The 25,438-nt window shown below is 72.3% G+C and carries 27 protein-coding genes; 23 read left to right on the forward strand and 4 right to left on the reverse strand.

What is annotated here, in order from left to right:
* The first annotated feature begins 72 nt into the window (after nucleotides 1-72).
* From IE225_RS04230 to IE225_RS04280, 11 genes are all read left to right on the forward strand, one after another.
* On the forward strand, nucleotides 73-4,110 hold the full coding sequence (locus IE225_RS04230) for a phage tail protein (protein WP_190055928.1): 4,038 nt from the start codon (nucleotides 73-75) through the stop codon (nucleotides 4,108-4,110).
* 37 nt (nucleotides 4,111-4,147) lie between these two features.
* Nucleotides 4,148-5,470: a hypothetical protein gene (locus tag IE225_RS04235; RefSeq protein ID WP_190055929.1), complete on the forward strand. Its 1,323-nt coding sequence runs from the start codon at nucleotides 4,148-4,150 to the stop codon at nucleotides 5,468-5,470.
* On the forward strand, nucleotides 5,470-6,507 hold the full coding sequence (locus tag IE225_RS04240) for a hypothetical protein (RefSeq protein ID WP_190055930.1): 1,038 nt from the start codon (nucleotides 5,470-5,472) through the stop codon (nucleotides 6,505-6,507). Before IE225_RS04235 ends, IE225_RS04240 begins: the two co-directional genes overlap by 1 nt.
* On the forward strand, nucleotides 6,507-6,965 hold the full coding sequence (locus IE225_RS32825; RefSeq protein ID WP_229879219.1) for a hypothetical protein: 459 nt from the start codon (nucleotides 6,507-6,509) through the stop codon (nucleotides 6,963-6,965). The genes IE225_RS04240 and IE225_RS32825 overlap by 1 nt, the downstream gene beginning before the upstream one ends.
* Nucleotides 6,966-7,016: 51 nt before the next feature.
* The gene (locus tag IE225_RS04250) at nucleotides 7,017-7,739 is read left to right on the forward strand and encodes a glycine-rich domain-containing protein (protein WP_190055931.1); all 723 of its coding nucleotides are present in this window, start codon (nucleotides 7,017-7,019) and stop codon (nucleotides 7,737-7,739) included.
* Nucleotides 7,740-7,827: 88 nt separating this feature from the next.
* Nucleotides 7,828-8,670, forward strand: coding sequence for a hypothetical protein (locus IE225_RS04255; RefSeq protein WP_190055932.1), 843 nt, complete (start codon nucleotides 7,828-7,830; stop codon nucleotides 8,668-8,670).
* A 9-nt stretch (nucleotides 8,671-8,679) separates the two neighbouring features.
* On the forward strand, nucleotides 8,680-9,030 hold the full coding sequence (locus tag IE225_RS04260) for a hypothetical protein (protein WP_190055933.1): 351 nt from the start codon (nucleotides 8,680-8,682) through the stop codon (nucleotides 9,028-9,030).
* Nucleotides 9,030-10,004, forward strand: coding sequence for an N-acetylmuramoyl-L-alanine amidase (locus tag IE225_RS04265; RefSeq protein WP_190055934.1), 975 nt, complete (start codon nucleotides 9,030-9,032; stop codon nucleotides 10,002-10,004). Before IE225_RS04260 ends, IE225_RS04265 begins: the two co-directional genes overlap by 1 nt.
* Nucleotides 10,004-10,297 carry a hypothetical protein gene (locus IE225_RS04270; RefSeq protein WP_190055935.1) on the forward strand — a complete coding sequence of 98 codons (294 nt, stop codon included), beginning with the start codon at nucleotides 10,004-10,006 and terminating at the stop codon, nucleotides 10,295-10,297. The genes IE225_RS04265 and IE225_RS04270 overlap by 1 nt, the downstream gene beginning before the upstream one ends.
* Nucleotides 10,294-10,614, forward strand: coding sequence for a hypothetical protein (locus IE225_RS04275; RefSeq protein WP_190055936.1), 321 nt, complete (start codon nucleotides 10,294-10,296; stop codon nucleotides 10,612-10,614). The genes IE225_RS04270 and IE225_RS04275 overlap by 4 nt, the downstream gene beginning before the upstream one ends.
* Nucleotides 10,615-10,681: 67 nt before the next feature.
* Nucleotides 10,682-11,062 (forward strand): hypothetical protein, encoded by a 381-nt coding sequence (locus IE225_RS04280; RefSeq protein WP_190055937.1) that lies wholly within the window; start codon nucleotides 10,682-10,684, stop codon nucleotides 11,060-11,062.
* A gap of 88 nt (nucleotides 11,063-11,150) precedes the next feature.
* Here IE225_RS04280 and IE225_RS04285 read toward each other — a convergent pair whose 3' ends face one another.
* From IE225_RS04285 to IE225_RS04300, 4 genes are all read right to left on the reverse strand, one after another.
* The gene (locus tag IE225_RS04285; RefSeq protein ID WP_190055938.1) at nucleotides 11,151-11,336 is read right to left on the reverse strand and encodes a hypothetical protein; all 186 of its coding nucleotides are present in this window, start codon (nucleotides 11,334-11,336) and stop codon (nucleotides 11,151-11,153) included.
* 90 nt (nucleotides 11,337-11,426) lie between these two features.
* Nucleotides 11,427-11,921 carry a gamma-glutamylcyclotransferase family protein gene (locus IE225_RS04290; RefSeq protein WP_190055939.1) on the reverse strand — a complete coding sequence of 165 codons (495 nt, stop codon included), beginning with the start codon at nucleotides 11,919-11,921 and terminating at the stop codon, nucleotides 11,427-11,429.
* Nucleotides 11,922-11,936: 15 nt separating this feature from the next.
* Nucleotides 11,937-12,482, reverse strand: coding sequence for a GNAT family N-acetyltransferase (locus tag IE225_RS04295; protein ID WP_190055940.1), 546 nt, complete (start codon nucleotides 12,480-12,482; stop codon nucleotides 11,937-11,939).
* 27 nt (nucleotides 12,483-12,509) lie between these two features.
* A complete protein-coding gene (locus IE225_RS04300; RefSeq protein ID WP_190055941.1) occupies nucleotides 12,510-13,829 on the reverse strand; it encodes an NsdA family TPR-like regulatory protein in 1,320 nt (439 codons plus the stop codon).
* 892 nt (nucleotides 13,830-14,721) lie between these two features.
* On the opposite strand from IE225_RS04300, the gene IE225_RS04305 reads away from it, so the two are divergent.
* The 12 genes from IE225_RS04305 (at nucleotide 14,722) to IE225_RS04360 (ending at nucleotide 25,285) form a co-directional block, all read left to right on the forward strand.
* Complete coding sequence (locus IE225_RS04305) at nucleotides 14,722-15,216, forward strand: ATP-binding protein (protein ID WP_190055942.1); 495 nt, start codon at nucleotides 14,722-14,724, stop codon at nucleotides 15,214-15,216.
* Nucleotides 15,209-16,699: an ATP-binding protein gene (locus tag IE225_RS04310; protein ID WP_190055943.1), complete on the forward strand. Its 1,491-nt coding sequence runs from the start codon at nucleotides 15,209-15,211 to the stop codon at nucleotides 16,697-16,699. The genes IE225_RS04305 and IE225_RS04310 overlap by 8 nt, the downstream gene beginning before the upstream one ends.
* A 56-nt stretch (nucleotides 16,700-16,755) precedes the next feature.
* The gene (locus IE225_RS04315; RefSeq protein ID WP_229879220.1) at nucleotides 16,756-17,238 is read left to right on the forward strand and encodes a roadblock/LC7 domain-containing protein; all 483 of its coding nucleotides are present in this window, start codon (nucleotides 16,756-16,758) and stop codon (nucleotides 17,236-17,238) included.
* A complete protein-coding gene (locus IE225_RS04320; RefSeq protein ID WP_190055944.1) occupies nucleotides 17,235-17,678 on the forward strand; it encodes a DUF742 domain-containing protein in 444 nt (147 codons plus the stop codon). Before IE225_RS04315 ends, IE225_RS04320 begins: the two co-directional genes overlap by 4 nt.
* A 58-nt stretch (nucleotides 17,679-17,736) precedes the next feature.
* Complete coding sequence (locus tag IE225_RS04325; protein WP_190056100.1) at nucleotides 17,737-18,315, forward strand: GTP-binding protein; 579 nt, start codon at nucleotides 17,737-17,739, stop codon at nucleotides 18,313-18,315.
* The gene (locus IE225_RS04330; protein WP_229879221.1) at nucleotides 18,315-19,010 is read left to right on the forward strand and encodes a GAF domain-containing protein; all 696 of its coding nucleotides are present in this window, start codon (nucleotides 18,315-18,317) and stop codon (nucleotides 19,008-19,010) included. The genes IE225_RS04325 and IE225_RS04330 overlap by 1 nt, the downstream gene beginning before the upstream one ends.
* A gap of 81 nt (nucleotides 19,011-19,091) precedes the next feature.
* Nucleotides 19,092-20,330 carry an acyl-CoA dehydrogenase family protein gene (locus IE225_RS04335; RefSeq protein ID WP_190055945.1) on the forward strand — a complete coding sequence of 413 codons (1,239 nt, stop codon included), beginning with the start codon at nucleotides 19,092-19,094 and terminating at the stop codon, nucleotides 20,328-20,330.
* A 124-nt stretch (nucleotides 20,331-20,454) separates the two neighbouring features.
* Nucleotides 20,455-20,919, forward strand: coding sequence for a response regulator transcription factor (locus IE225_RS04340; protein WP_190055946.1), 465 nt, complete (start codon nucleotides 20,455-20,457; stop codon nucleotides 20,917-20,919).
* The gene (locus IE225_RS04345; protein WP_190055947.1) at nucleotides 20,916-21,629 is read left to right on the forward strand and encodes a hypothetical protein; all 714 of its coding nucleotides are present in this window, start codon (nucleotides 20,916-20,918) and stop codon (nucleotides 21,627-21,629) included. Before IE225_RS04340 ends, IE225_RS04345 begins: the two co-directional genes overlap by 4 nt.
* Before the next feature lie 56 nt (nucleotides 21,630-21,685).
* Nucleotides 21,686-23,494 carry a glycoside hydrolase family 15 protein gene (locus tag IE225_RS04350; protein ID WP_190055948.1) on the forward strand — a complete coding sequence of 603 codons (1,809 nt, stop codon included), beginning with the start codon at nucleotides 21,686-21,688 and terminating at the stop codon, nucleotides 23,492-23,494.
* A gap of 50 nt (nucleotides 23,495-23,544) precedes the next feature.
* On the forward strand, nucleotides 23,545-24,534 hold the full coding sequence (locus IE225_RS04355) for an endonuclease/exonuclease/phosphatase family protein (RefSeq protein ID WP_190055949.1): 990 nt from the start codon (nucleotides 23,545-23,547) through the stop codon (nucleotides 24,532-24,534).
* Between the two features lie 94 nt (nucleotides 24,535-24,628).
* Nucleotides 24,629-25,285 carry a hypothetical protein gene (locus IE225_RS04360; RefSeq protein WP_190055950.1) on the forward strand — a complete coding sequence of 219 codons (657 nt, stop codon included), beginning with the start codon at nucleotides 24,629-24,631 and terminating at the stop codon, nucleotides 25,283-25,285.
* The last annotated feature ends 153 nt before the right edge of the window (nucleotides 25,286-25,438 follow it).

The following is a 25,438-nucleotide window of genomic DNA, read 5'->3' on the forward strand; positions in this document are numbered from 1 at the left end:
GCCCCGCAGCACGGGGCGGTCGGAGCCGTCTGGTTCAGGGCCGGGCAACCACACGCGGAAGCGGGGTTGCCGGTGGCCGGCGAGGACGAGGACTACGGCTCCGCGCGCATCACGATCGACCTGGACGACAGGGGGGTCGTCGCTGACGCGCAGCAGCTCGGGCAGCGGATCCAGAATGCCCTGAACCGGGCCACGAACGGCATCGCGCGGCAGATCCGCAACAGCATCCAGAACAGCCTTCGCGGTGTCGCGGTGCAAATCCGGGTGGACCCGGACCTGTCCCACTTCGATACCGCACTGCTGCGCGAGCTGCGGCACCTGGACTCCATCAACATCCCGGTGTCTCCGGACCTGTCCCGGTTCGATGCGCGGCTGCTGAGTGGGCTGGCCGGGGTCGACTCGCTGGACATCCCGGTGGCGCCGGACGTCAGCGTGTTCATGGAGCGGCTGCGGGCCGCTCTCGCGGACGAAGAGGTGTCGATCCGGGTCGTCCCCGACCTGGACGGGCTCGACGACCGGATACGCCGGCACCGCCCGCCGAACGTCAACGTCGACGCGGACGTCGACACCAACCGGCTCACACGCTCCCTGGCCGGGCTGGCCGGGATCGCAGGCGGCGTCGGCAGAGTCCTGGCGCAGGGCCTGAAGCTGGGGGCCTTCGGGATCGCGGCGGTCGGGGCCGCGAAGGGCGTGGCGACACTGACCGGTGCGCTCGCCCCCGCGGTGGGGATCGTGGCGGCGTTCCCGGCCGCGTTCCTCGGCGTCCAGGCGGCGCTGGGCACGCTGCGGCTGGCCGTGGCCGGTGTCAGCGACGCGTTCTCGGCGGCGCTGACCGGTGATGCGAAGGAGTTCGAGAAGTCCCTCGAGGACCTGACCCCGGCCGCGCGGTCCGCGGCGAAGGAGGTGCGGGCGTTCAAGCCCGCGCTCGACTCGCTGAAGTCGAGCGTGCAGCAGGCGTTCTTCAAGCCGCTGAAGGGGGACATCGAGGCGGCGGGGAAAGCCCTGGGCGGGCCGCTGAAGACGGGGATGACGGCCGTGTCCGGCGAGCTGGGGCGGCTGGCGTCGTCGGTGCTCGGGTTCGCGAAGTCGGCGTCTGCCGTGCAGCTCGTCAAGGGCGTGTTCGCCGGGCTGAAGGCCGAGATCGCTGGGATCAAGTCCGACAGCGTCGACCGGCTGCTGAAGGCGATCTCCGGGTTCGTGTCGTCGACGCTGCCCGCGTTCAACGGGCTGGGCGGCGTGCTCGACCGGCTCGTCAACCGGCTCGCTGCGTTCCTGGAGAACGCCACGAAGGCCGGCAAGGGCCTGTCGTGGATCCAGACCGCGCTCACGGTGCTTCAGCAGCTCGGCGGGATCGCCCAGAACATCGGCTCGATCCTCTCCAGCGTCTTCCGGGCCGCTGGCGACGCCGGCGGCGGGTTCCTCGCGAACCTCCAGACGATCACCGGGCAGGTCGCGGCATTCCTGAAGACCGCCTCTGGGCAGTCGGCGGTCGGGAACATCTTCGCGACCATCGGGACGATCGCGACGCAGCTCGGGCCGATCCTGTCGGCGCTGGTGACGCAGCTTGGGCAGATAGCGCCCGCGCTCGCTCCGATCTTCTCCACCCTGGGCCCGGCGATCACCTCTCTGATCGGCTCGCTGGGGCCGGCGCTCGCGGCGATCGCGCCGAGCCTGCAAGCGGTGGCGACGTCTCTGGCGGCCGGGCTGTCGGTCATCGGGCCGTCGCTGGCGCCGCTGGGCGCCGCGATCGGCAACGCTGTCACCGCGCTCGCCCCGCTGCTGCCGCTCGCAGGTCAGCTCGTCGCTGTCCTCGCGCAGGCCCTCGCCCCCGCCTTGAACGCCGTCGTGGTGGCCTTGCAGCCCGTCGTCGAGGAACTCGTCGCCGCGCTGATGCCGGTGCTGCCGCAGCTCGGGGCGGCGTTCGTGTCGCTGGTGACGGCGATCACGCCGCTCGCGACCGGTGTGGGGCAGGCCCTGGCCCAGCTCGTCGCCAACCTGGCGCCGCTCATGTCCACGCTGGCGGGGACGCTCGCGCAGGTCGCGGCCGCGCTGGTGCCGGTTGTGCAGGCACTGACCAGTGCGCTGCTGCCGGTCCTGCCGGCGCTGGTGCAGGCGTTCACCGCGGTGATGCAGGCGCTGATGCCGCTCCTGCCGGCGATCGCCAACCTCGCGGTCGCGCTGTCCCCGCTGCTCGTGATGATCGTGAACCTGCTCGCGCCCGTGGTGCAGGTCGCGGCGGCGTTCGCGACGTGGGCGGCCATCAGCGTCGTTGTGCCGGTCATCTCGACCGTCGTGTCCGCGCTGACCGGCCTGTATACGGGGCTGGCGTCGGTGGTCACGTTCATCACCCAGCTGCCGTCTCTGATCATGGCCGGGCTGTCGACGCTCGGCTCGCTGCTCGTGTCGGCGTTCAACGGCGTCGTCGCGTTCTTCGCCGGCCTACCCGGAATGATCATGGCGGGGTTGTCGGCGCTGCCGGGGCTGCTCGCCTCCTTCTTCCACGGGGCGCTGGTTGCGGTCGGCACGGTGATCGGCGTCCAGATCGGCCTGATCATCCTGCTGTTCACGCGCGTGCCGGGCATGGTCCTCAGCGCCCTGTCGTCGCTGGCGTCGGTGATCGGCGGGCTGTTCACGTCGGCGTTCTCCCGCGCCCGCAGCCTGACGACGTCGTTCGTCTCGCAGGTCGCCGGATTCCTCGCCGCGCTGCCGGGCCGGGCGGTGGCGGTACTCGCGTCCCTGCCGGGCCGGGTGCAGTCGCTGTTCCGGTCGGCCGGCAACGCGGGCATGAGCGCCGCACGCAACTTCGGCACGCAGGCGGTGGTGTTCTTCGCGGGCCTGCCCGGCCGGGTGCGTGGAGCGCTGTCCGGCGCGGCGAGCGCGCTCACGAGCGTCGGCCGGGATCTGGTCCAGGGCATGATCAACGGCGTCAAGGCGATGGCCGGCTCGCTGGTGTCCGCGGCGAAGACGGTCGTGTCCTCGGCGATCAGCGCGGCCAAGAGCGTGCTGAAGATCGGCTCGCCGTCCCGCGTGTTCATGCAGATCGGCAAGGACACCGGGAAGGGCTTCATCATCGGCCTGACCGGCACCGCCTCGCAGATCAAGGCCACCACGGAGAAGATCGCCAAGGACATCACCGCGGCGTTCAAGGGCAAGAACACGCGGCTCGACGACCGGCTGCTGAAGCTGGTCGCGGACGGCAACAAGCGGCTCACCAGCCTCGCGACCCAGCGGGACGCGATCGCGAAGAAGATCGCGGACGCGCAGAAGTTCGCCACCGACACCGCGGCCTCGGCGCTCCAGTCGTTCTCCCTGCAGAACCTCACGCAGTCCGGCGTGAACGGGTTCAACATCGTCGAGGGCTTGGACCAGGCGCTCCGGCAGGTCAAGTCGTTCACGAAGCAGATCAACGACCTGTCCAAGCGGGGCCTGCGCAAGGACCTGTTGCAGCAGATCATCGGGCTCGGCCCGCAGCAGGGCGCCCAGCTCGCGCAGTTCCTGTCGAGCCAGTCCACGGCCAGCCTGAAGCGGATCAACTCCTTGCAGGCGCAGCTCGTGTCGGCGACGAACAAGCTCGGCCGGGACGCCGCCGACGACTTGTTCGACGCGGGCAAGCAGGCCAGCAAGGGGTTCCTGAGCGGGTTGAAGGGCCAGCAGAAGGACATCGAGGACCTGATGCTGGAGATCGCCAAGGGGATGCAGAAGGCGATCCGTTCGGCGCTCGGCATCCACTCGCCGTCGCGGGTGTTCGCGCGGATCGGCGATCTGACGGGGCAGGGCCTCCAGGTTGGGCTCCTCGGCCGGCTCGCCGCCGTGCGGAAGATGACGCGGGCGGCGGCCTTCGCGGTCGCCGATGCTGTGCGCGCGCCGCTGGCGTCTCTGCCGCGGCAGATGCCCGGCCCGGAGGTGCGTCCGATGCTCGCCGCGATCAGCGACGGGGGCGATCCGGTGCGGCTGACGCGCCGGCCGGGCGGCACGCAGGCGGCACGAGCTCTGGCCGCGGCCGCGGCCGGGGGCGGTGTGACGAACAACTTCAACGTCACGGCCGCGCAGGACCCCGAGCAGACCGCCCGCATCGTCATGCGGCGCCTGGCCCAGGCGGGACTGGCGTGAGCGGCGGCGGGCAGCACGACGATGAGGAGCGTCCCCCTTGCTGACTGACTACATCAGCGTCGGCGGTGTCGAGATCGCGAACACGGCCCGGCTGCGGGAGTACCTGCGGACCGTGGGCTCGCCGCTGGACAGCGGCGACGACATCTGTGCCTGCGACACGCTGACGGCCGGCGTGCTCGGCGACGAGCCGTATACGACGCCCGACGACCCGGCGTCGCCAGCGCCGTGGTACGACCCGGATGATCCGGCGTCGGCCGAGTTCGCCGGGTTCCTCGTCCTCCAGGTCGAGGGCGTCGACGACTTTCCGGTGAGACGCTCGGTCACGACCGCGGTGACCGGCGGCGGATCCCTCGGCCCGGCGCGGGTGCAGCCCCGCGAGATCGTCGTCAGCGGCATCCTCCTCGGCGCGACGTGCTGCGGCGTGGAGTTCGGGCTGCGGTTCCTCACGCAGGCGTTGCAGGGCTGCACGGGATCGCAGTGCGGCGGCGACTGCGTCACCATGTACGACTGCTGCCCGGGTGAGGAGATGACCCCGGAGCAGTTCAACGCGGCGCATCGGCGCACCTATCGGCGGGTGGCGCTCACCTCGGGGCCGGCGGTGACCGGCCGGGCCGGCACCGGCTCGTGTGGCGGGGGACGCTGCTCGATCGGCGCCGACATCGTCAGCGTCGAGTTCACGCTGACCGCGGCAACGCCGTGGGCATACACGGACGAGGTGCCGCTCCTCGACGTCAACCTGCCCGCCGACGACGACTCGCAGTGCATCACCTGGTGCCTGCACGACTCGACGGGCGCCTGCGCCGACGGGGCGTGCCGGCTGGCGCCGTGCGTCGACACGCAGAACCTGTGCGCCGATCCGTCCTGCGTGCCGCCCGCCCCGCCGGTCCCGACCATGCCGCAGACGTGCTTCTGCCAGGCGCTCGCCACCAACGCCGAGTGCTACGAGATCGACCTGTCGAACCGATCCGGGTGGATCGACGACGTGCCGGTCATCAACGTCTTCGCGGGCACCACGGACCTGCGGCGGCTCACCATCAGCCTGTACCAGCGCACCGCCGCGGACGAGGGCCTCACCTGCGCGCAGCTCGCCGAGAAGAAGCGCTGCGACCCGTACGCGCGGTGGGAGGTGGCGTTCCTGCCGGCCGGGGCCGAGCTGCTGCTGGACGGGCAGACCGGGCGGGCGACGATGGACTGCAACCGGCAGTGCTCGACGGCGACGACCGTCTACGGCCGAGACGGGGCGCCGCCGACCTGGCCCGTGCTGAACTGCGCCGAGTTCTGCCTGTGCCTGGAGACGGACGCGTTCGTGCCGCCGTCGCCGGATGCGTCGCTGTCGCTGTCCATCTCGGGGCGTGCGTGATGGCCGGCCTGGGGTGCGCCGCGGAGTACCACGCGGTCATCGCCGACCGTGGCGGGGCGATCCTCGCCAACCTCAGCACGGTGACCGACGTCGAGTGGTACCGCGTGCTGAGCGACGCCTCGACGGCGCGCGTCGTCGTCGAGCCGGATCTCGACTGCTGCGCGAGCCTGGGCGGCGTGCGCTCGTGGCGGCACTGGCTGCACCTGTACCGCAGCGGCCGGTACGTGTGGGGCGGGCCGGTGCTGACCGGCGAGTGGAGCCTGGGCCGGTTCGAGGTCACCGCTGGGGACCTGATCTCGGTGCTCAACACGCGCACCCCGCACGCCACGCGCGCGTTCACGGACACGGACCTGACCGAGATCGCGGCCTGGCTGGTCGACGACGCGCTCGCACCGGACGACCCGGGCCACAGCGTGAACGTCCTGGCCCCCGCGGGTGTGAGCGGGGGCCGCGAGTACACCGAGGACACCGGGCAGAGCGGCGACCACCTAAAGGACCTCGCGGACGCGGGCATGGACTTCACCGTCGTCGGCAACTCGGTGCTGCTCATGCCCGACGGGTGGAGTGCGCGCGTGGGCCTGCTGACCGATGCCGACCTGCCGGACGGGCTGAGCGTCTCCGAGGACGGCACGGCGCTCGCTACGCGGTGGGTAGTGCACGGCGACGAGGCGAGCGGCGTCAAGGGCGTCGCCGGCGGCGTGCACCCGTACTACGGGCTCATCGAGCGCGTCGTGCAGGACACCAGCATCAAGGACCAGGCGTCGGCGCAGGCGGCGGCCCAGTCCCGGCTGAACGCGTCGCTGCCGGTGCCGGTGTTCATCGACACCCAGGAGGTCACGCTCTCCCCGGACGCGGGCGTGGACGTGGAGCGGCTCGTGCCCGGCTGGTGTATCGACCTGGCGACAACGACGACGTGCCGGGACATCTCGCAGCGCATGAAGATCACCGGCGTGCATGTGACGGCCGACGGCGACGGCGAGTCGGTCAAGGTGCAGCTCGGGCCGGTCAGTACGGTCAGTGCGGAAGGGGACGTGTGATGGCGTACAGGCCCGCAGCGCGGCGCCTGCCGGGCAATCCGCTCGGGGGCATTCTGCGCGACCTGGACCGCACCGGCCGCCGGCCCGGCCCGCGCGGCCCGCAGGGCACCTCGGGGCCGCAGGGGGAGCCAGGTCCGCAGGGGGAGCCGGGGCCGCCCGGCCCGCCCGGCGCACCGCCGGCCGCAGCGGTGGTGACCACGGGCAGCGACGGCCGCGCCGTGTGGGCGCTCCCGGCGCCGTTCGCCGGGCCGCCGGTCATCACCGCGCTCGCCGTCGACCCGGCCCCGGACGACGACCGCACCGTGACCGTGGCCCTTGAGGCGGTCACGGCGACAAGCGTGACGGTCCGCGTGTGGCAGACGCAGCCGATCGCCGAGCTCGGCCTGCTCCCACTCACCCCCGCCGGGGCCGATGTGCAGGTTCACCTCACGGCGAGCGGGCAGCCAGCCGTAAGCTGAAGATCGCCGCTGGTTGTGGGCCGGGCACCGAACGCCACCCGGAGGGGTTTCATGGCCCGCGCCTGCGCCTGCGACCGCTACTTCACCGTCAACACGGCCACCGGCGAGCTGTGCCTGAAGCCCGGCACACAGGGACTTCGGCAGGTACTCGTCTACGACGACCCCGGCACCTACACCTTCAAGAAGGCCGACTACCCGTGGCTGGCCCGCGTGCGGGTGCGGGTGCAGGGCGCGGGCGGCGGCTCGGCCGGCGCGAACGCCAACACCGACCAGTGCATCGTGCGGCCCGGCGGCGCTGGCGGCGGATACAGCGAGTCGTTGATCGAGGCCTCCGCGCTCGGCGTGTCGGAGACGATCGTCGTCGGCGGTGGCGGCGCCGCGGGGACGGCCACCACCAGCGGCGGCGCCGGTGGCGGCAGCAGCTTCGGCGGGTTGGTCACAGCGAACGGCGGCGAGGGCGGGCATGCGCTCCAGACGAGCGGCACTGCGATGGACGTCTCGACCGGCGCGAACGGGCCGCTCGCCGGTAAAGGAGAGATCGCGATGGGCGGTGGTTCGGGCGGGCCTGCGGTCCGCCTGAACGGCGCGAACGGGATCTCCGGCTCGGGCGGTGACAGCTTCCTCGGCCACGGCGGTCAGTCACGCGCGTATGAGACGGACGGCTCGGGCCCGCGCGGCTACGGCGGCGGTGCCGGCGGTTCGCTGTCGTACGGCGGCGCGGTCGATGGCGCGACGGGCAACGACGGCGTCGTCATCGTCGAGCTGTACGGCTAAGGCCCTGGCAGGTCCCCGCCGGGCCCTAGACTTTCGGTAGCCGCTGGTTGTGGGCCGGGCCAAGGACACACCACAAGGAGCGGTGACCTTGGCCAGGTGCCAGTGCGGCGGAGGCGGCTGCAACTGCGTCGTCATCGCCGGTGAGAACACGGACGTGACGGGCAGCGGCAGCCCCGCGAACCCGTACGTGGTGAACGCCGAGACGAACTGCGGCCAGGTGCGCACCTGCATCGCGGCCGGGCCGGGCCTCGACTACGACCCCGCGACCGGCATCGTCAGCGCGGACCTGTCCGAGCAGGCCGGCAACAACCTCATCCTCGCCCCGGACGGCGGCCTGTTCGTACCGACCGGCGCGGCGACGGTGTCGGCCGGCTGCGGCCTGACCGGCAACGGCTCGGCGAGCAACCCGATCCGAGTGGCCACCGGCTCGTGGCCGTACGAGTGTGATCTCGACACGCTCGCCTCCGGCGTCTACTGCGACAGCACCGGCGTGCTGCGGAGCGAGCCCCCGGCGCGGGCCCGGTTCCAGCAGAACACCCTGAACAACACCCTGGCCAGCCCGGCGCTGGTGCCGACCGTCTCCGAGCAGCAGGTCGCCACGCTTCAGCTGAGCATCGTCAACCCGGACCCGTGCCGGGACGCGCTGTGCCTGCTGTTCCAGGAGGTCGACATCGACCTGACGTTGCCGCCGAACTCCGGCGGCATGTACGGGATCGACACCGACGACATGGTGCACCTCGGCAACACCGGCAGCGGCACGATCACCGGCACGCACGCGCAGGTCAACAAGTTGACGAACCTGACCTTGACGGCGGGCGAGACGAGCACGCACACCATGTCGATCGTGATGGGCCGCGGCTCCGGCAGCGCCCGCTACTCCCGCATCCAGGCCACGCTCCGCGCGTGGGTGATCTCCCTCCCGACCGCCTAGGGGCCCGCCGTGTACGAGAAGACGTTCTACTACCTGTATCCGGACGGGTCCATTACGGCCCGGACCGTCGTTGGCGACGGGCCCATCACGCACCCCGAGGGCGTCGTCCTGCTGTCCCGCGAGGAGTACGAGCAGCGGCTCGCCGCGATCGAGGCGCAGCGCGCGCAGGAAGCCGAGGACACCCGCGCGGCGGAGACGGAGCAGAAGCGGCTCGACTACCTCGCGCTGATCGCGCTCGGCCTGCCGCCCGAGACGGCATCGCGGATCACCGGCTACGTCCCGCCGCCCGAGCCGGAGCCCGACGAGCAGACCGATCTGCCGCCGACCGACGAGCCCGCGTCGACCGAGGAGAGTGACTGATGTCCTGGTGCCCGTTCGCGAAGAAGTTGGAGCTCCAGCCGGAGAGCGATGTGCAGCCGGCGATCCGGCCGACGCAGTTCGTCGTGCACAGCATCGTCGCGCCGTGGACGCCCGAGCGCACGTACGAGTATTGGCGCGACTCGACAGCCCTTGAGAGTCACTTCGGGCTCGGCTACGACGGCGCCCTGGCACAGTTCATCGGCACGCAGACCCGCGCGGACGCCAACGCCGCGGCGAACCGCCGGGCCGACGGCACCGGCGCCGTGTCGCTGGAGTCGGCCTCCAACCTGCAGGCGTCGGATCCGTGGACGGCGGCGCAGGTCGAGACGCTGATCCGGCTCGGCGTGTGGCTGCACCAGGAGCACGGTATCCCGCTGAGGCTGTGCCGCACCTGGGACGACCCCGGCTACGGCTACCACCGCATGTTCCCGGAGTGGAACCCCGACGGCCACACGTGCCCCGGCGATGCCCGCGTGCAGCAGTTCCGCGAGGTCGTCTTCCCCGGGATCGTCGCGCGTGCCAACGGCCAGACCCAGCCCCCGAAGGAGGACGACGCCGTGCCCGACTTTGTGAACCTCGGCCTGGCCAAGCCGTTCACGCTGAAGCCTGGCTCCTGGGACAGCGTGGAGTTCACCACCGAGTGGAGCGACGAGCCCGATGGCCACGCCGCCGGCGGCAGCGTGTTCGTGCGCGGCGCCGCGCGCTTCACCGGCAGCGTCGCCCTGGCCCTCTCCGGGCTGCCCGTCGGCCAGGTCGTTCAAGTCCGGCCGTCGGAGTACGAGGGCGACACCCACAAGGCCGACCACCCGATCAGCGAGATCACCGGCACGGCCGGCGGCACGTACAGCGTCGTGCCCCTGACCGGGAAGCTCGCCGCCGGGCGCGGTATGCGCGTGCGGCTGCTGAACCAGTCGAGCGTGCCGGTCACCATCACCAGCGCCGTACTGAAGGCGCTCATCTTCAAGGAGTCCTGATGCTGCTGCCCTCCGTTCTGCGTACTGTGGTGCCGCTCGTCGCCGGGTGGATCATCGTTGCCCTGACCCACCTCGGGTTCAGCCTCGGCAGCGACACGGCGCAGACAGCTGTCACGCTCGCCGTCGCAGGCTCCTACTACGTGCTGTTCCGGCTCGTTGAGCGGCTCGCCGAGAAGCTGGGCGGCCCGGCGTGGGTCAAGGGCGCGGCCGGGGCGCTGCTGGGCTGGGCGCGGCCGCCGCGGTACCGGTCGACGGACGACGTCGCCGACCTGATCCGGCAGAGCCGGTCATGACCACGCAACCGCCGGACCCCGGTGTCTACATCTCGCCGGCGCAGACCTACGCCGAGGTGCAGCGGCTCGGGCGGAAGGTGGACCAGATCGACGGCAAGCTCGACCGGCTCCTTGAGGACAACCGGGAGATCAAGAGGGACCTGTCGGATCACGAGTCGCGTATCCGCTTGCTGGAACTCGGCGAGACGCCGCGGCAGCAGCGGGATGAAGCCCGGCTCGTCGCGTTGGAGACGCGGCGCTGGCCGCTACCGACGATCGGCGCGGTGACTGGCGTCGCGGGCGTGGCGACCGCCATCATCGCGCTGTTCGTGCGCTGACGGCCCTGGACTGAGCCCTCGTCCCTACCCCGCTCCGGGGGGCGGGGGCTCTGCCATGCTGGCGGGTATGGATGACGCATCTGACCTCGATGAGTGGTTCGCCCGCCTGCCCAAGCCGTCGCCGAGCGAGGGACTCGCCGAGCTGCTGGCCGCGCGTGAGGCTGCCGCAGCGGCGCCCGAGCTGTCGACGATACCGATGCCCGAATTCCCGTATCCGCTGTCGCACCCGCTCGGCGGCACCATGCGGTTCTCGTGTGCGCTCGGCTGCGGCTGGTACCACGACGAGAACCCGATACGCGAGGAGCGTGAGCCGCTCGTCCTGCCGGCCGACCCCGAGAAGTGGCGACAGGCGCTCGCCGTGCGCGCCGAAGTCCGCGGCGCCGCGTTCCGGGCGCGCGTCGAAGGCGCGATCGCCGACCACTTCGCGCAGGCCCACCCCGGCCGCTGACGGCCCCGGCCGCCGGGCGGTGTCCGCCCCTGGCGCTACTCGGTAGGTCCCGCCCCTGCTCGGCTGCTCGCCGACGGGGGCGGTGACGTCACGCGGTCGGCCCGACGTCGTTCTGGAAAAGCGCGCCCCACTCCTCGAGGAGGCGTTGGTACTGCGCTGCACGCTCGGCGGCGTTGACCGGGGTGACGGGCTGGGACATGAGCCGGCGGATACGGTCGTTGACGTCTGCGAGGGCAAGGCAGAGCTGGCCGTGAGGCCGCGGGCAGGCGTGCATGGCGTAACGGTACGAACCGGCGCTGACAACGCCCGTAGCCAGGGCGGACGTCGACGGTCACGCGGAAGACGGCGGCTGAGGCCCGCTGGCCTACTTGTCCTTCGGCTCGCCCGCGGCCAGGCCGGGGGCGAGCCGGGCACAACGCGCGGCGTAGGCCGCGAGATGGCGGGCCTCGAACACGGTCGCGTCCCAGTCCTCCGCCCGTACGTCACCGCCCGGCCAGATGTATGCCCAGCCGGACGTGCCGTTGGACAGGAGCACTTCCCGTAGGTCGTACCGTTCATCCTCGAACGCATCAAGGATGCGCCATTCCTCGCTGCTCAGGTCGGTGAGGACCACCCCGGACGCCGCGCCTCCGAACCTGTTGACGACGAGTCCGGGGTAGACACGGCCTTCGAGCGCGGCGGCGCGATACCCGGGGGCGCACGCTGGGGCCCGTTCCGGAATCCGCCCCAGCAGGGCCTTGAGGACGGCGTCGAACTGGAGCGTGCCGTAGCAGAACAGCACGTCGGGGTCTTGCGAGAGTCGGTTCCGGCGACCAGAGGTCTCCGGGACCGGGGCGGGGCTGGTGATCGTGTGCGTCATGTGCGTTCCGGTGTCTCAGCAGGAGGGCAGGTACATCGCGTCGTAGACGGGCGACTCTGGAGCGTGCTTGATCTGTCCCAGGATCGTGTACCCCCACCGAAGGTATGCACCGTGGGCGGGCTCGTTGCCTACGATGCAGGTCAATACGGTGACCCTCTCCGTGCGGCCCGCGATCACCGTGTCGTGGATTTGGCGGCCAAGTCCCCGGTTCTGCAGTTCGGGGAGCACCATCAGCTCGCGGAGCCAGAAGATGCCGCCGGCGCCGGCTAGGTCGACCAGCTCGGTGGGCCGCCGGTTACCGAGGGAGACCCACCACGGCTTGTCGGCTGGCAGTGTTGCGCCGTGCACGTATCCGACGATCCGGCCGTCCAGCCGGGCAGTGACGGTCTCGAATCCCTCGGTGTCGTAAGCAGCCTCCAGCCTGGACCGGAAGGACTCGACTGAGAAGAACGGGTCACCGATGTACGGGGGAACGTCGTACACCTTGGCGTAGACGTCGACCAGCTCGGAGGTTATGGCCTTCGCCGACTTTGCATCATGCCGCTGGAACCCAAGGTCCACGGTGTGTACTCACTCTCCTCGTTCTGCTCACGCGACGTACGCGCGGATCTGTTCCAGTAGGTCCCCCACTCCGCGGGCGCGGTGGTGGAGAAGCATGTCGTCATGAACGATCTTCAACTGAGCGACCGTCCGCGCGGAAGACACGCCGCTCTCGACAAGCCTGAGCGCGGCGGACGCGGCCGCTATTCCGTGGTCGACGTCACCGTTCGCGACCGCCGCAACCGATAGCCGGCCGAGGCACATACCCCGGTTACGGGAGTGGGCGACGTCTTGCAGTGCTTCGGAGCGAGCGAGGAGCTTTTGCGCACGATCCGTCTGGCCGAGGTCGAGACGGCACATTCCCTCCAGGCAGGTCAGCTCTGCAAGGTTGAGGAACAAGACCCAGTCCGGGTCCTGGTCGCTTTCTCCACGCTCCCACTCCTGCCAGGCCCGCTTGATGGCAGCCTCGCAGTTGAAGGCGTCTCCGACCCGGGCGTGGCCCTGCGCCTCGCGGATCGCGAGGAGAGCGGTGACACGGGGAGGCGCGTTCCAGAGTTCCGCATGCCGCTGGCCCAACCGTGCGAAGCGAATCGCCTCACGACCCTTGTTCAGGTCGACTGCCTGTCGAGCCATGTTGCCCAGCGTGCGGCTGGCCAGCACGTCGTCGCCGGTGTAGTTGGCCGCGTTCAGCGCCTCGGAAAAATACTGACGGGCCTTCGTCTGGAGACCGGCGTCATAGCAGAACCACCCGAGCGATGTGGTGAGCTTCCCAGCCAAGGCATGGAGCTGCTGTCCCAAGGGCTCGTCGTAGATACCCCGATCGATCATGTGGTGTGTCCAAAGAAGGTGCGCCCGGGTCGGCCGCCACAGCCGACCAGCGCCGAACTGCTGATCGATCGCGTAGTTGTCGTCCGCGGCCTCGGAAAGCAGTTGCACTTCGTCCGGCGAGATTCGCCATGCCCCCGACCGATTCGTACCGGTGGTGGTCTCGGTCAACCACGGTGGTGGTGCTTCATCGTTGAGGGCGCTCGAACTCTCGGCGGCCAACACCGGGTCGACCGGGGAGTCCTGGCCGAGCAGAGGTACCGGGGTGAGGACTTGAGGGTCGCTGCGGTCGCGCAGCGGCGGCCGCAACCCCAGCTCCTCGACGGGACGCTTCCAGTAAGCCTCCAACACCGCGCGGGCCTCGGGGTGCGGCCACGGGGGTTCGTCTGCCGTCTCCCACTTCCTCAGCTGGCGGACACTGAACGTGGGCGCCTTGCGGATGCGACGCTCGGCGTAGAGACGCCTGGCCAAGGCGCCGAGTTCTTCAACCACGTCCTCCTGCGTCCGGTTCGTGCGGATGCGTAACCGCATGAGTTCACGCATGGCCACCCCTCGACGTCCGGCTTCCGCCTCACCGTAGCGACTTCGGCCGCGGTACGTGAGGATTCGTCAACAGAAAGCCCTGGTCAGAGGGAAAGGACCGGCGAAAGGGCCGGTGCGGGGCCGGTAAGGGACCGGAAGAGTTCCGGCCGAAAGACCTGTTCACATCCCGGCGTCTTCGCTGCACTAGGTCACGCCGCACACACCGTGTGTGCCGCCGTGATTCCGGGAGGGCTCATGGAAACGCGCGAAGCCGTCGAAGCCGAGGCACTGTCCGCGTGGTTCGCTGCAGCGACCTCGGATCCGGACACCTCGGTTAGTCGGTGGCGAGAGAACCCCCACCTCCCTCGGCGGCTCCAGTGCGGCATGACGTTCGACGTCGTGATGGCCGACCGTTCCCTGATCGACACGGCGTACCGGCTCCTCGCTGAGTACGAGCAGCCGCTCGGTCCCGCCGTGCAGTTCACGGCCCTGCGCTCCGCGGCCGTCTTGGTGCCCGTAGGAACCGCTGTTCGTTGGCCCCGTCTCGTGGGTACCGCGCAGTGGCCCGAGCGACGCCCCCGGCCTGTCTGTCTCAGCGCCGGACACATGATCCTCGTGCCCGCCCCGGCTCCGACCGGCCACCTCGCACAGTGGCTGGAGCCGCCCGACGTCGAGCAGCTCACCGGCGGAACACCGTTGCTCACCAGCCCCGTCCCTCTCGCACGCTGCATCACAGAAGCCCAAGCCCTCCTCGGTCCCACACAGCGGCCTTCTCTGCGTAGGACCACGTCGGCCGTCAGGTCGCTCCTGCACGCCCTCCAGAGGACGTGATGACGGCGACAGCCGTTTAGGAACCGCTGCCCGCTCCCCGTTCCCTTCCGTGGGGAACGGGCACAGACCAGGGAGTACCCGTATGCCCTCCAGAGCTGCCGGAGAGCAGGCCGTGGACCGGCTCCAGGACGCTCCACCGATCGACCTGCCGGCCTTCGACATAGCGCTGCCCTGCGAGCCGTCCCGTGTCCGGGTCGCGCGGCAGGCATGCACGGCGTGGGCCCGGCAGCACTGCCGACTGCCGGAGCCGCAGGTCGGCGTTCTGGAACTGGTGGTCTCCGAGCTGTGCACGAACGCGGTCCGGCACGGCCGGGGCGAGGAGTTCCTCGTACGCGGCTGGATGCCGACGTGCCTCTGGGTGCGCCTGGAGGTTCACGACCGCACGCCGTCGGCCGTCCCCGTTCCCCAGCGCGCCGGCCCGGAGGCCGTGGGCGGGCGAGGCCTGTTCCTCGTCGACGCGCTCCTGGCGGACCTCAAGGGCACCTGGGGGTTCAGCTCCAACGGCTCGATGGCCTGGTGCCAGGTGCCCACCACCCTGCCCTGTTCCAACCTGAGTGTTGAGGAACTCGATGTCTGACCCCGTGTCCCCCGCCCGTCCCGGCGCGCACCGCCGGGGCGGTGCGCGCCGGTCGCCGGTCGAACGGCTGGTGTACGACCAGATCCGCTCGGCGGTGGCGGCGTCCCTCGTGGCCGCGGTCGCCGTGCTGGGCGCGGTCGTCGCCGTGTGCCGGCTGCTCCAGCTCTCCACGGGGCATCTCGTGCTTGCGTTCGCCGGCGGGATGCTCATAGCGGCGCTCGTCGGTGCGCGCCGGGCCGATGCGGCCGCGGGTGCGGTGTGCCGGGCCCGGGCGGCGGAGTGGCAGCGGATCATGGAGGCGGCGGAGGCCCTGGAGAAGGCCGCGGCCTGGACAGCGGAGGAGCTGTGCCGCGGCGGGCGCCCCGCCCTGCCCGACGCTCCGGCGCGCGCGGTGGGCGGGGACCTGGCCGCGCAGGCCGAGGCGGCCCTGATCCGGGCGCATGCGGAGGCGGTGCGGGCGCTGTTCCACGTGCACGAGCGGTCGCAGTCCGCGGTCCTGCGGTCGCTGCTGCGGCACCTGACGCGGCGCCAGCACGCACTGGTGAGCCGGGCGCTGGAGGGCCTGGACCGGCTGGAGGGGCGGACCGAGGATCCGGAGCTGCTGCACGGCCTCTTCCAGCTCGACCACCTGATGACGCGGATTCGCCGCCTGCTGGAGAGCCTGGGGGTGCTGGGCGGTGAGTCGCTGCGCAGCACCCGCACCCCGGTCAGCGTGGTGACTGTGCTGCGCGGGGCGGTCTCGGAGACCGTGCAGTATGCGCGGGTGCGAGTCGCGGCGGGCGTCGCGGGGATCCGGCTGGCGCTGCCGGGCTATGTGGGTCCGAACCTGGCCCACCTGCTGGCCGAGCTGATCGAGAACGCGACGGAGTTCTCCCACCCCAACACGCAGGTGCAGGTGCGCGCCCAGGAGGTGCCCGCGGGACTGGCGATCGAGGTCGAGGACCGCGCGGTGCCCCTACCCGATGACCTGCGGGCCCGGCTGAACCGCCTGCTGGCCGCCCCGCAGGAGGTGGACCTCAGCACCCAACTGCGCGAGGGGCAGATCGGCCTGCTCACCGCAGCGATGATCGCCCGGCAGCACGGGATGCGGGTCGAGCTGCACCAGAATGCCGCCGGCAGCACCACGGCGGTGGTGATCGTGCCGGCCAGGCTGCTGGTGGAACTGGAGCCCCCCGAGCTCATCCCCGCCGCCACGCCCGCGGCAGACGAGCCGCCGCGCCCGGCCCCGGCGGCGCCCCCGGCGCCAGCCGCCCGGCCCGCGCCGGCCGCCTCCCAGGCCGAGGACCCCGCGTCGGGGCCGCAGGCAGCGCCCGCGGGCCCGCCGCCCCTGCCGCGCCGGCAGCCCGAGCAACTGCCGCCGCCGTCCGCGCGGCCCGCCGCCCCCGCTCGTCCCGCCACCGCGGGTCTGGCCGCCGCGTTCCGCCGCGGGCAGCAGGCCGCGCAGCCGCCGGCGCCCGGCGGCGGCCCGCACCAGCACCCTTAAGCCCCACGCGTCCCGAACAGGGGCGAGTTGTCGATCTTTCACGGAAGTGGTTCTCGATGACCTACGACATGAGTCCGCACCCTTCGCGGGACAAGGGCCCGCAGGAGGAGATCGCCTGGCTGCTGGACCAGTTCACCACCGAGCCGGGCGTCGAGCACGCGCTGCTGACCTCGCGGGACGGGATCAGGCTGGTCTCCAGCAGCGGCCTGGGGCGGGATGCGGCAGACGCTCTGGCCGCCGCGTTCTCGGGGCTGTCCTCCCTGGCCGCCAACCTGCCCGGCCTGTCCGGCCGCGGCGCGCCCGTGCAGCAGGTGCTGGTCGAGCGGGACAGCGACCTGTTCTTCGTCGTCAGCGCGGGCGCCACCAACGCCTTCCCCAGCCAGCCGCTCGGCGCCGGGGGCTCGGTGGAGACCGTGCTCGGGGTGATCGCCCGGCCGGACGCGGACGCGGGCAAGATCGGCTTCGAGATGCAGCGCCTGGTGCAGCGGTTCGCGCCCCACATGGTCACCGCCGTGCGCCAGGGCGACGGCGAGCGGTGAGGCCGCACTCCGGGCCCAAGCCCTTATCCGCCGGGGCGTCGGTGGAGGTGGCCGACTTCGTGCGGACCTACACCCTCACCGGGGGCCGGACCCGCCCGCGTCACCGGCTGCGCCTGGAGACGGTGCTGGAGCTCGGCCCCGGCCGGCCCGGTCCCGCACTGCCACTTGAGTGCGAGCAGATCCTGGTGCTGTGCCGGATCCGGCGGCGCTCCGTGGCGGAGCTGGCCGGCACCCTCGGCCGCCCGGTGAGCGCCGTCAGGATTCTCGTCTCGGACCTGCTGGACACGCGCGCCCTGCGGGTCCCCGTCCCCGCCGCCGACTCCGCCTACATCCCCTCGTCCGACCCCGCGGCGGGCAACGACCCGTCCGTGAAGTTGCTGGAGGCAGTCCTTGCCGGTCTCAAGACCCGATTCCCCGATGCGTACCCCCAGGCCGGGTGAGCGGCCCGGGTCCGGCGGTGCGGGCCGCGCGCTGCGGGCGGTGGGCGGCCCGGCGGTCATGAAGCTCGTGGTGGCCGGCGGGTTCGGCGTCGGCAAGACGACGTTCATCGGGGCCGTCAGCGAGATCCCACCGCTGTCCACCGAGGAGCACCTCACCCAGGCCGGCGCCGCCACCGACCACCTGACCGGCGTGGAGCACAAGACCACCACCACGGTGGCCTTCGACTTCGGCCGCCTCTCCCTGGACGTGCCGGTGCCGCTGGAGCTGCTGCTGTTCGGCACACCGGGCCAGGACCGCTTCCTGGACATCTGGTACGACCTGGCCGCGGGCGCGATCGGCGCCGTCGTCCTGGCCGACACCCGCCGCCTGGAGGCGAGCTTCACCGCCGCCACCTTCTGCGAGCAGATCGGCCTGCCCTTCGTGGTCGCCGTCAACGAGTTCGACGGCGCCCACCGCTACCCCGAGCACGCGATCCGCGACGCCTTCGCCCTGCGCCCCAACACCCCCGTGGTGGCCTGCGACGCCCGCGCCACCTCCTCCGTCGCCGCGGTGCTGCTCACCCTGGTCCAGCACGCCCTGGCCGCCGCGCTGGCCCGCCCCGCCCACTCCACCGATTCCACCCTCCTGGATGCCTGATGACCCACCAGCCTTCCCCGCCCCGGCTGCCGCGCCGGACGGCCGCCCCCGGCCTGCGCCTCGCGCCCGCCCGGCCGGTCGCCCCCGGCCCGCGCCTCGCGCCCGCCCGGCCGGTCGCCGACGCCATCACCCCGCCTGCCAGCCTGCTCACCCCGGGCACCGGCACCGCCAGCACCGAGACCGCCCGGGACTTGGCGGAGCTGGCCGCCCGCAGGGAGCTCATCGACCGCCTGGGCATCCCCACCGGCCCCGATGCCGTCTTCGACACCATCGCCACCCAGATGGCCACCGCCGCCGGCTTCACCCATGCCATGGTCAACGTGTTCCTGGACGAGCAGATCTTCGTCGGCCTGCACAACCCGCCCCAGGGCAGCGGTCACCCGATCGTCGGGCGCACGATGGACCTGGGGCACGGCTACTGCCCGGAGGTCGTCCGGCGCAAAAAGGCCCTGCCACTGCACAACGTGCACGCCGCCCCCCGCTTCTCCGGCAACCCGGTCGTGGACGCCATCGGCATCCAGTCCTACTACGGCGCGCCCCTCATCCACGCCGAGAGCGGCCTCACCCTGGGCACCGTGTGCATCGTCGACCCCGAACCGCGCCGCCTGGAGGACTCCCGGCGGCTGCTGGACATCGTCGCGGGCGGCCGCAACACGGTCCTGAGGGTGATCACCGGCAGGACGCCCGCCGCCTGACCCGCCCACCGGCACCGGGCCCCGTACGCGGATCCGGCCGCACCCCACCCTTTGCGACCACCCCAGGGAGAGCCAACGACCATGCCCACCACACCCGTCCCACGCTCGGCCACCGGGTATGCAGCGCTGCGCCGGCAGGTCGAGACCGTCGCCCGCGACGAGATCGCCCCGCTCGTGGCGCGCATGGAGAACTCGCCCGGCCGGGTCGAGCGCGACGTGCCACGCATCCTCGCCGAGCAGCGCTGGTTCGGGGTGACCATCCCGCCCGAGTACGGCGGCATGGGTGCCGGCCACGTCGCCAAGACCCTCCTCATCCACCGCCTCGCCACCGTCTCCGGCGCCGCGGCCGCGATCCTGCAGGCCGGCCTGATCCCGATTGCCGCGCTGCTGCACTTCGGCACCGACGAGCAGAGAACGCGGTGGCTGCCGCAGGCCGCGCGCGGCACGGCGCTGTTCTCGATCGCGGTGACCGAGCCGGAGGCGGGCGGGCACCTCGGCGGCATCCAGACCACCGCCGAGCGCAGCGGCGAGGAGTGGGTGCTCACCGGCAGCAAGGCCCGCGTCGGCAACTCCGACCTGGCGCACGCGCACATCGTCATCGCCCGCACCGCCCCGCCCGGTGTGCGCACCTCTCAGGCGCTGACCGCGTTCCTGGTCGAGCACGACCGGCCGGGGCTGACCGTGCGGCCCCACCGCCCCGCGCTGGGGCTGCACGGCTTCTCCTTCGGCCGCCTCGACCTCGACGGCGTGCGCGTCCCCGCCGCCAACGTCCTCGGGATCGTCGGCGGAGGCATGCACGTCGCGCAGAGCAGCAGCATCCTGTACGGGCGGCCCAACCTCGCCGCCCTCAGCCTCGGCCTGCACGAGGCGATCGTGGAACTCACCACCGAGTTCCTGCGAGAGCGCCGCCGCTACGACGCCACCCTGGCCGACCTGCCCGTGCTGCGCGACCGCCTCGGCGCGATGGCAGGCCGGCTGCGGGCCGCCCGCGGCCTGGTCTACGAGGCCGTGACCCTACTCGACGACGGGCGGCCCTGCGACACGGAGCTGATTAACTCCAAATACTTCAGCCACGAGTGGGCCGTGCGCTCCGGCCAGGACGCCATGGAGCTGCACGGCGCCCGCGGCCTGGACACCGACTACCCCCTGGAACGGCTGTGGCGCGATGTCCAGTGCACCTACGCGCCCGCCGGCACCGGCGAGGTCCAGCGCCTCCGCCTGGCCGACGCCGCCCTGGGCACGGACACCCCCCAGTGGTCCCAGATTCTCGCCGCCGGCCTCAGCCGGCCGCAGCCCGATCCTGCGGCCAGCACCGTGTGACTCCCGCGCGCGGCGGCGGCCCGTCCCCGCTACCGCTGCCGCGCGCGGGTTCCAGCCTCCGCCCTCGACGAGCTACACCGCCCCGCCCGCCCGCCTGTCCAATTGCCGCATAGGAATTTCCGCCATGCCCACCACCGCCCCGCCCCGCTTGCTCACGCCCGGCGAGCTACGCGTCGCCGAGCTGCTTGTCCGCGGGCTGAGCCCCGGCAAGATCGCCGCCGATCTGGGCCTGTCGCGGCACACGGTCCGCGGCCGCCTCTACCGCATGCGGGCCAAGCTGCACTGCCCGCCCCGCTGCCCGCGCCCGCTCCTGGTGCATCTTCTGCTCACCTCACGGCAGGTCACCCCGCCCGAGGTGCAGCGGCCGGCACCACCTCTCAGCCCGGAGGAGCTGCGGCTGCTGCACGTCCTCGCCGCGCACCACAAACCCATGGCCGACGTGGACTTCCGCAGCTTTCGCCGCGTGCTCAAGGGGCTGCTCGCCAAGACCGAAGCGGCCAACGCCGCCCATCTCATGGCCCTGGCGCACGCGTGGAAACTGCTGGGCGCCCGACAGGGCACCGCAGCACCGGCCGGAGCGAGCCGATGACCGCCGCCGAGAGCCAGGCCTCGGACACTGCGGCATCCGGGCAGCCGGCCGTCCTGCGGCGGCAGGTGCTCGATGACGCGCTGGAGAAGGCCCGTTTCGCTGCGCGGGTCGACGCCGGAGACGACGGGGCCGCCCTGAAGGTCACCGTGCTCAGCAGCAAGGCGCCGTTCGACCGCACCGTGGGGGACGCCACCGCGTGGCTGGCCGGTGCCGGTATCGAGGGCACCGCCGCGCTCAACGACGTCTACGACATCGTCCTCACCCTGCGCACAGCCGCCTCCGTGGACCGGTGCATCGCCGTCCTGCTGGACCCGTACATCGGCGCCCACACCGCCGCTGCCCACCTGGACGACTGTCTGAAGGGCCACGGCCTGACCGGCGAGATCACCGTCCTGGAGACGCACGTCGAACTCGCCTTGCCGGACGACGAGCTGGGCTCGGCGGTCACGCTCGCTGCCCTCCTCGGCGCGCCCGGGATCGGCGACGACCTCGTCCTGACCCGCCGGCGCGGACTGCGCCGTCTCGCCGAACGGCTCCGGTGGCTCCTCACCGGGGCGGTCGGCTCCGTGGTCCCGGTGACGGCGGAGCCCGGCTGCGCGCACGCCCCGGAGCGCGTCACGGTCCACCTGACCATCGGCCAGGCGCACCGCCTGGCGCAGTGCCTCGCCCGGCCCGCGCAGGACACCCCGCCGGCCGGCTGTTCCGGCTGACCGTGCCACCCCATCCACGAGCCGCACTACGCCCGCATTGGACGGAATCACCACCTATGTCTCACCGTATCGAGGACTACGCCCTCATCGGCGACCTGCACACCGCCGCCCTGACCAGCCGGACCGGCTCCCTGGACTGGGCCTGCTTCCCGCGCTTCGACTCCCCCAGCGCCTTCACCGCGCTCCTCGGGGACGACGCGCACGGCTCCTGGCAGCTGGGCCCGCGCGGCGACGGCGTGCCGGCCACCCACCGCCGCTACGTCGACGACTCCCTGGTGCTGGAGTCGACCTGGGTCACGCCGGACGGCACGCTGCGGATCACCGACTTCATGCCGCCCGCCGAGCACGAGAGCCACACCCCGCGCGTGGTGCGCATCGTGGAGGCGGTCAGCGGCCGGGTCACCGTCCGCTCCCGCCTGCGGCCCCGCTTCGACTACGGCTCGGCCTGCCCCTGGGGGATCACGGTCGGCGGCCGCTGGGGCCTGGTGGCCGGGCCGGACGCGCTCTGGCTGGACACCCCGGCGCCCACCCGCCTGCACGACGGCGCCCTGTGCTCGGACGTCACTCTCTCCGAGGGCGAAGAGACCACCTTCACGCTCACCTACGGCGACTCCCACCAGGCGCCCCCGCCCGGCATCGACCCGTGGGCCGCCCTGGAGCGGACGCTGGCCTACTGGAAGCAGTGGATCTCCCACTGCACCTACCAGGGCGAGCACCGCGAGGCGGTGGTGCGCTCGCTCATCACCCTCAAGGCCCTGACCTACGCGCCCACCGGCGGAATCGTCGCCGCCCCAACCACCTCGCTGCCCGAACAGATCGGCGGCGCCCGGAACTGGGACTACCGCTACTGCTGGCTGCGGGACGCGGCGATCACCCTGTCCTCGCTGCTGCGCACCGGCTACCGCGAGGAGGCCCGCGCGTGGGCCGCGTGGCTGCTGCGCGCCGTCGCGGGAGACCCCGCCAGCGTGCAGATCATGTACGGGATCACCGGCAAGCGGCGCCTGCCGGAGTCCGTGCTGCCGCACCTGCCCGGCTACGAGAACTCCTCCCCCGTGCGCATCGGCAACGGCGCCGCCGGCCAGCTCCAGCTCGACGTCTACGGCGAGGTCATCGCGACCCTCGACCTCGCCCGCCGGGCCGGCCTGGGGGTGGGCGAGACCGCCGCCGACCTCCAGGTCGCCCTGGTCGAGTGGCTCGAAGGGCACTGGGACGAGCCCGACGAGGGGATCTGGGAGGTGCGCGGCCCGCGCCGCCACTTCGTGCACTCCAAGGTCATGGCGTGGGTGGCCGTCGACCGGACCGTCAAGCTGGTCGAGTCCGGGGCCGCCGACGGCCCCCTGGAGCGCTGGAAGGAGCTGCGCGAGGAGATCCACCGGGAGGTGTGCGCCAAGGGCTACGACAAGGAGCGCAACACCTTCACGCAGTCCTACGGCTCACGCGAGCTGGACGCCGCCCTGCTGCTCATCCCCCAGGTGGGCTTCCTGCCGCCGGACGACAAGCGGGTCATCGGCACCGTCGAGGCGATTCAGCGGGAGCTGTCCACCCCGGACGGCTTCATCCTGCGCTACCCCACCGCCGGCAACGCCAAGGGCGTGGACGGCCTGACCGGCGACGAGGGCGCCTTCCTGGCCTGCTCGTTCTGGATGGCCGAGGTCCTGGCCATGATCGGGCGCGTGGACGAGGCCCGCCGGCTGTTCGAGAAGCTGCTCGCCCTGCGCAACGACGTCGGCCTGCTGGCCGAGGAGTGGGACCCGCACCTGGAGCGCCAGGTGGGCAACTTCCCGCAGGCCTTCAGCCACCTCGCCCTCGTGGACGTCGCCGCAGCCCTTCAGCGCCACACCACGGCGCCCACGACCGCGCGGTAGCCCCCACCGAACCCCGACCCGGCCGGCACGACGAGGAGAAGGCGTTGACGATGAACGACACCATCCGCCTGGGGCTGGTGAACCTGGAGCACGACGGCGGGCCCGAGGAAACGCCCGGGGTGCTGCCCGATCGGTGGCGGACCACGTACGAGCAGGTCCTGAAACCCCGGCGGCTGGACTGGCTGGGGATGACGGAGCTGACGTACTCGCAGAGCAGGCCCGACGCCACCGAGCCGGAGAAGGCCGCCGCGGACCGCCGCTGGCGCGCGGCCCAGGAGATGCTGGGCATGCGGGGCTTTCGCGCCGAGATGGGCCAGGGCCGCAACCCCACCGGGGTGCTCATCCGGGAATCCACCTTCCGCGTGCGCGCCCAGCGCCACCACCCGAGAGTCTTTCGCACACCGCCCGCCCACGTGGTGCTGACGCTGCCCGACGCCCCCGACGTGCCGATCCTCAGCGCCGCCTTCCACAGCTCCTTCTGCTCGCCCGTGGGCCGGCAGGCGGAGGCCTACGAGCTGACGGCCCTGGTGGACAAGGTCAAGGCCCAGCACGGCGCCGACCCGGGCCGGTCGTGGGCGGCGTGCTGGCTGCTGGGAGACACCAACGAATACCCCCTCCCGGCCGGCGAGCAGGTACCGCAGATCGACTGGGACTCCCCGGCCGTCACGGACGTGGTGCACCGCCGCCACCGCGCCCTCAAGCGGCCCGACGGGTCGTGGCAGAGCTGCACCTTCCTGGACGAGCTGCTGCACGACTGCGGGATGCACGACGCCGCCCGGTACGCCGCGCACCACCTGGGCCAGTCCGGCGCGCTGGCAGCAACCGCCGGCGCCAACCGGCCCGACCAGGGCGGGGCAAGCCGCATCGACCGCGCCTATCTGGATGCCTGGTCCGTCCAGGCCGTCGAGACGGTCACCGTGCTGGACATGACCGGGCTCAGCGACCACCACGCCCTCATCGTGGAGCTGTCCCGCCGCAAGCTCGCCGAGGGCCTGCGCCGGCACTACCCGCCACTGCCCCCCGGGATTCCGGCGGCGTGACGACCCAGCCTCCGCGGAGGAACCCCACCGCCGGCCGCCGGGAGCACCCCCTCGCCTCCCCGCGGCAGGTCCCCACGACGCCCAAGGACAAGGAATGCCCCGGCAGTTCTACACCCCGGACGGCCTGCACGTGCCGTTCATCGCCGCCTGGTCCAGCGAACCCCTGCGCACCACCCCGGTCGTCCTGCACCACGGCAGGGGCGGCGCGGGCATCGGCTACAAGGACGAGGACAGCGACCTCGACCGGAGCACCGGCGGCGTGCTGTGGGTGCGGGTGCCCGCCACGCGCGGAGTCGGCGAGGCGCACCTGGCCAAGGTGCACCCGCTGCGGCAGCGGGCGGCGATGGACCGGCTGCTGTGCCAGGTCTGCGGCGAGCACACCTACGACCCCCGCGACAAGCGCCGCCTGTTCCTGCTCGCCGGCGGCGAGGACCGGCCCATCCGCGAGGGCGAGAGGACGGCGGCGCCGCCCGTGCACGCACCCTGCGCGCAGGAGGCGATCCGGGACTGCCGGGCCCTGCGCAAGGGCTGGTCGGCCGCGCTCGTGCGCTCCGCCCTCGCCTGGGGCGTCGCCGGCATCGTCCACGACCCCGCCACCCTTCAGCCGCTGCCCGACCGGCACGGCGACGGGCTGGACTTCGTGGGCTACGACGATCCGCTGATCCGCTGGACCCTCGCCCACCGCGAAGTCGTCCGGCTCACCGGCGTCACCCCCATAACCCCGGCCGAGCTGGACGCGATGGCCGCATAGACCCCTGCCCGGCGGCCGGACGCGGCCTCCTTCCCGGCCGCCGGGCAGGCCACGCCCCGCCCGCCCGCGCGACCACCCCACCGGGTGGGGCGAGGTGCCAGCCGTCCGGCTCCTGTCCCCCCCCCACGGCAAGGTCATCGCTCCGCGCCGGGG

It is taken from the genome of Streptomyces echinoruber (genome assembly GCF_014651135.1).
Taxonomy (GTDB): domain Bacteria; phylum Actinomycetota; class Actinomycetes; order Streptomycetales; family Streptomycetaceae; genus Streptomyces; species Streptomyces echinoruber.

Excerpts from the sequence above, each read along its gene's own strand:
- IE225_RS04285 (WP_190055938.1), bottom strand. The coding sequence starts at position 11,336 with ATGCACGCCTGCCCGCGGCCTCACGGCCAGCTCTGCCTTGCCCTCGCA.
- IE225_RS04300 (WP_190055941.1), bottom strand. The coding sequence starts at position 13,829 with ATGCGTGAACTCATGCGGTTACGCATCCGCACGAACCGGACGCAGGAG.
- IE225_RS04305 (WP_190055942.1), top strand. The coding sequence starts at position 14,722 with ATGCCCTCCAGAGCTGCCGGAGAGCAGGCCGTGGACCGGCTCCAGGAC.
- IE225_RS04240 (WP_190055930.1), top strand. The coding sequence starts at position 5,470 with ATGGCCGGCCTGGGGTGCGCCGCGGAGTACCACGCGGTCATCGCCGAC.
- IE225_RS04330 (WP_229879221.1), top strand. The coding sequence starts at position 18,315 with ATGACCCACCAGCCTTCCCCGCCCCGGCTGCCGCGCCGGACGGCCGCC.
- IE225_RS04335 (WP_190055945.1), top strand. The coding sequence starts at position 19,092 with ATGCCCACCACACCCGTCCCACGCTCGGCCACCGGGTATGCAGCGCTG.
- IE225_RS04290 (WP_190055939.1), bottom strand. The coding sequence starts at position 11,921 with ATGACGCACACGATCACCAGCCCCGCCCCGGTCCCGGAGACCTCTGGT.
- IE225_RS04270 (WP_190055935.1), top strand. The coding sequence starts at position 10,004 with ATGCTGCTGCCCTCCGTTCTGCGTACTGTGGTGCCGCTCGTCGCCGGG.
- IE225_RS04265 (WP_190055934.1), top strand. The coding sequence starts at position 9,030 with ATGTCCTGGTGCCCGTTCGCGAAGAAGTTGGAGCTCCAGCCGGAGAGC.
- IE225_RS04280 (WP_190055937.1), top strand. The coding sequence starts at position 10,682 with ATGGATGACGCATCTGACCTCGATGAGTGGTTCGCCCGCCTGCCCAAG.
- IE225_RS04275 (WP_190055936.1), top strand. The coding sequence starts at position 10,294 with ATGACCACGCAACCGCCGGACCCCGGTGTCTACATCTCGCCGGCGCAG.
- IE225_RS32825 (WP_229879219.1), top strand. The coding sequence starts at position 6,507 with ATGGCGTACAGGCCCGCAGCGCGGCGCCTGCCGGGCAATCCGCTCGGG.
- IE225_RS04250 (WP_190055931.1), top strand. The coding sequence starts at position 7,017 with ATGGCCCGCGCCTGCGCCTGCGACCGCTACTTCACCGTCAACACGGCC.
- IE225_RS04355 (WP_190055949.1), top strand. The coding sequence starts at position 23,545 with ATGAACGACACCATCCGCCTGGGGCTGGTGAACCTGGAGCACGACGGC.
- IE225_RS04310 (WP_190055943.1), top strand. The coding sequence starts at position 15,209 with ATGTCTGACCCCGTGTCCCCCGCCCGTCCCGGCGCGCACCGCCGGGGC.
- IE225_RS04340 (WP_190055946.1), top strand. The coding sequence starts at position 20,455 with ATGCCCACCACCGCCCCGCCCCGCTTGCTCACGCCCGGCGAGCTACGC.
- IE225_RS04345 (WP_190055947.1), top strand. The coding sequence starts at position 20,916 with ATGACCGCCGCCGAGAGCCAGGCCTCGGACACTGCGGCATCCGGGCAG.
- IE225_RS04350 (WP_190055948.1), top strand. The coding sequence starts at position 21,686 with ATGTCTCACCGTATCGAGGACTACGCCCTCATCGGCGACCTGCACACC.
- IE225_RS04360 (WP_190055950.1), top strand. The coding sequence starts at position 24,629 with ATGCCCCGGCAGTTCTACACCCCGGACGGCCTGCACGTGCCGTTCATC.
- IE225_RS04315 (WP_229879220.1), top strand. The coding sequence starts at position 16,756 with ATGACCTACGACATGAGTCCGCACCCTTCGCGGGACAAGGGCCCGCAG.
- IE225_RS04325 (WP_190056100.1), top strand. The coding sequence starts at position 17,737 with ATGAAGCTCGTGGTGGCCGGCGGGTTCGGCGTCGGCAAGACGACGTTC.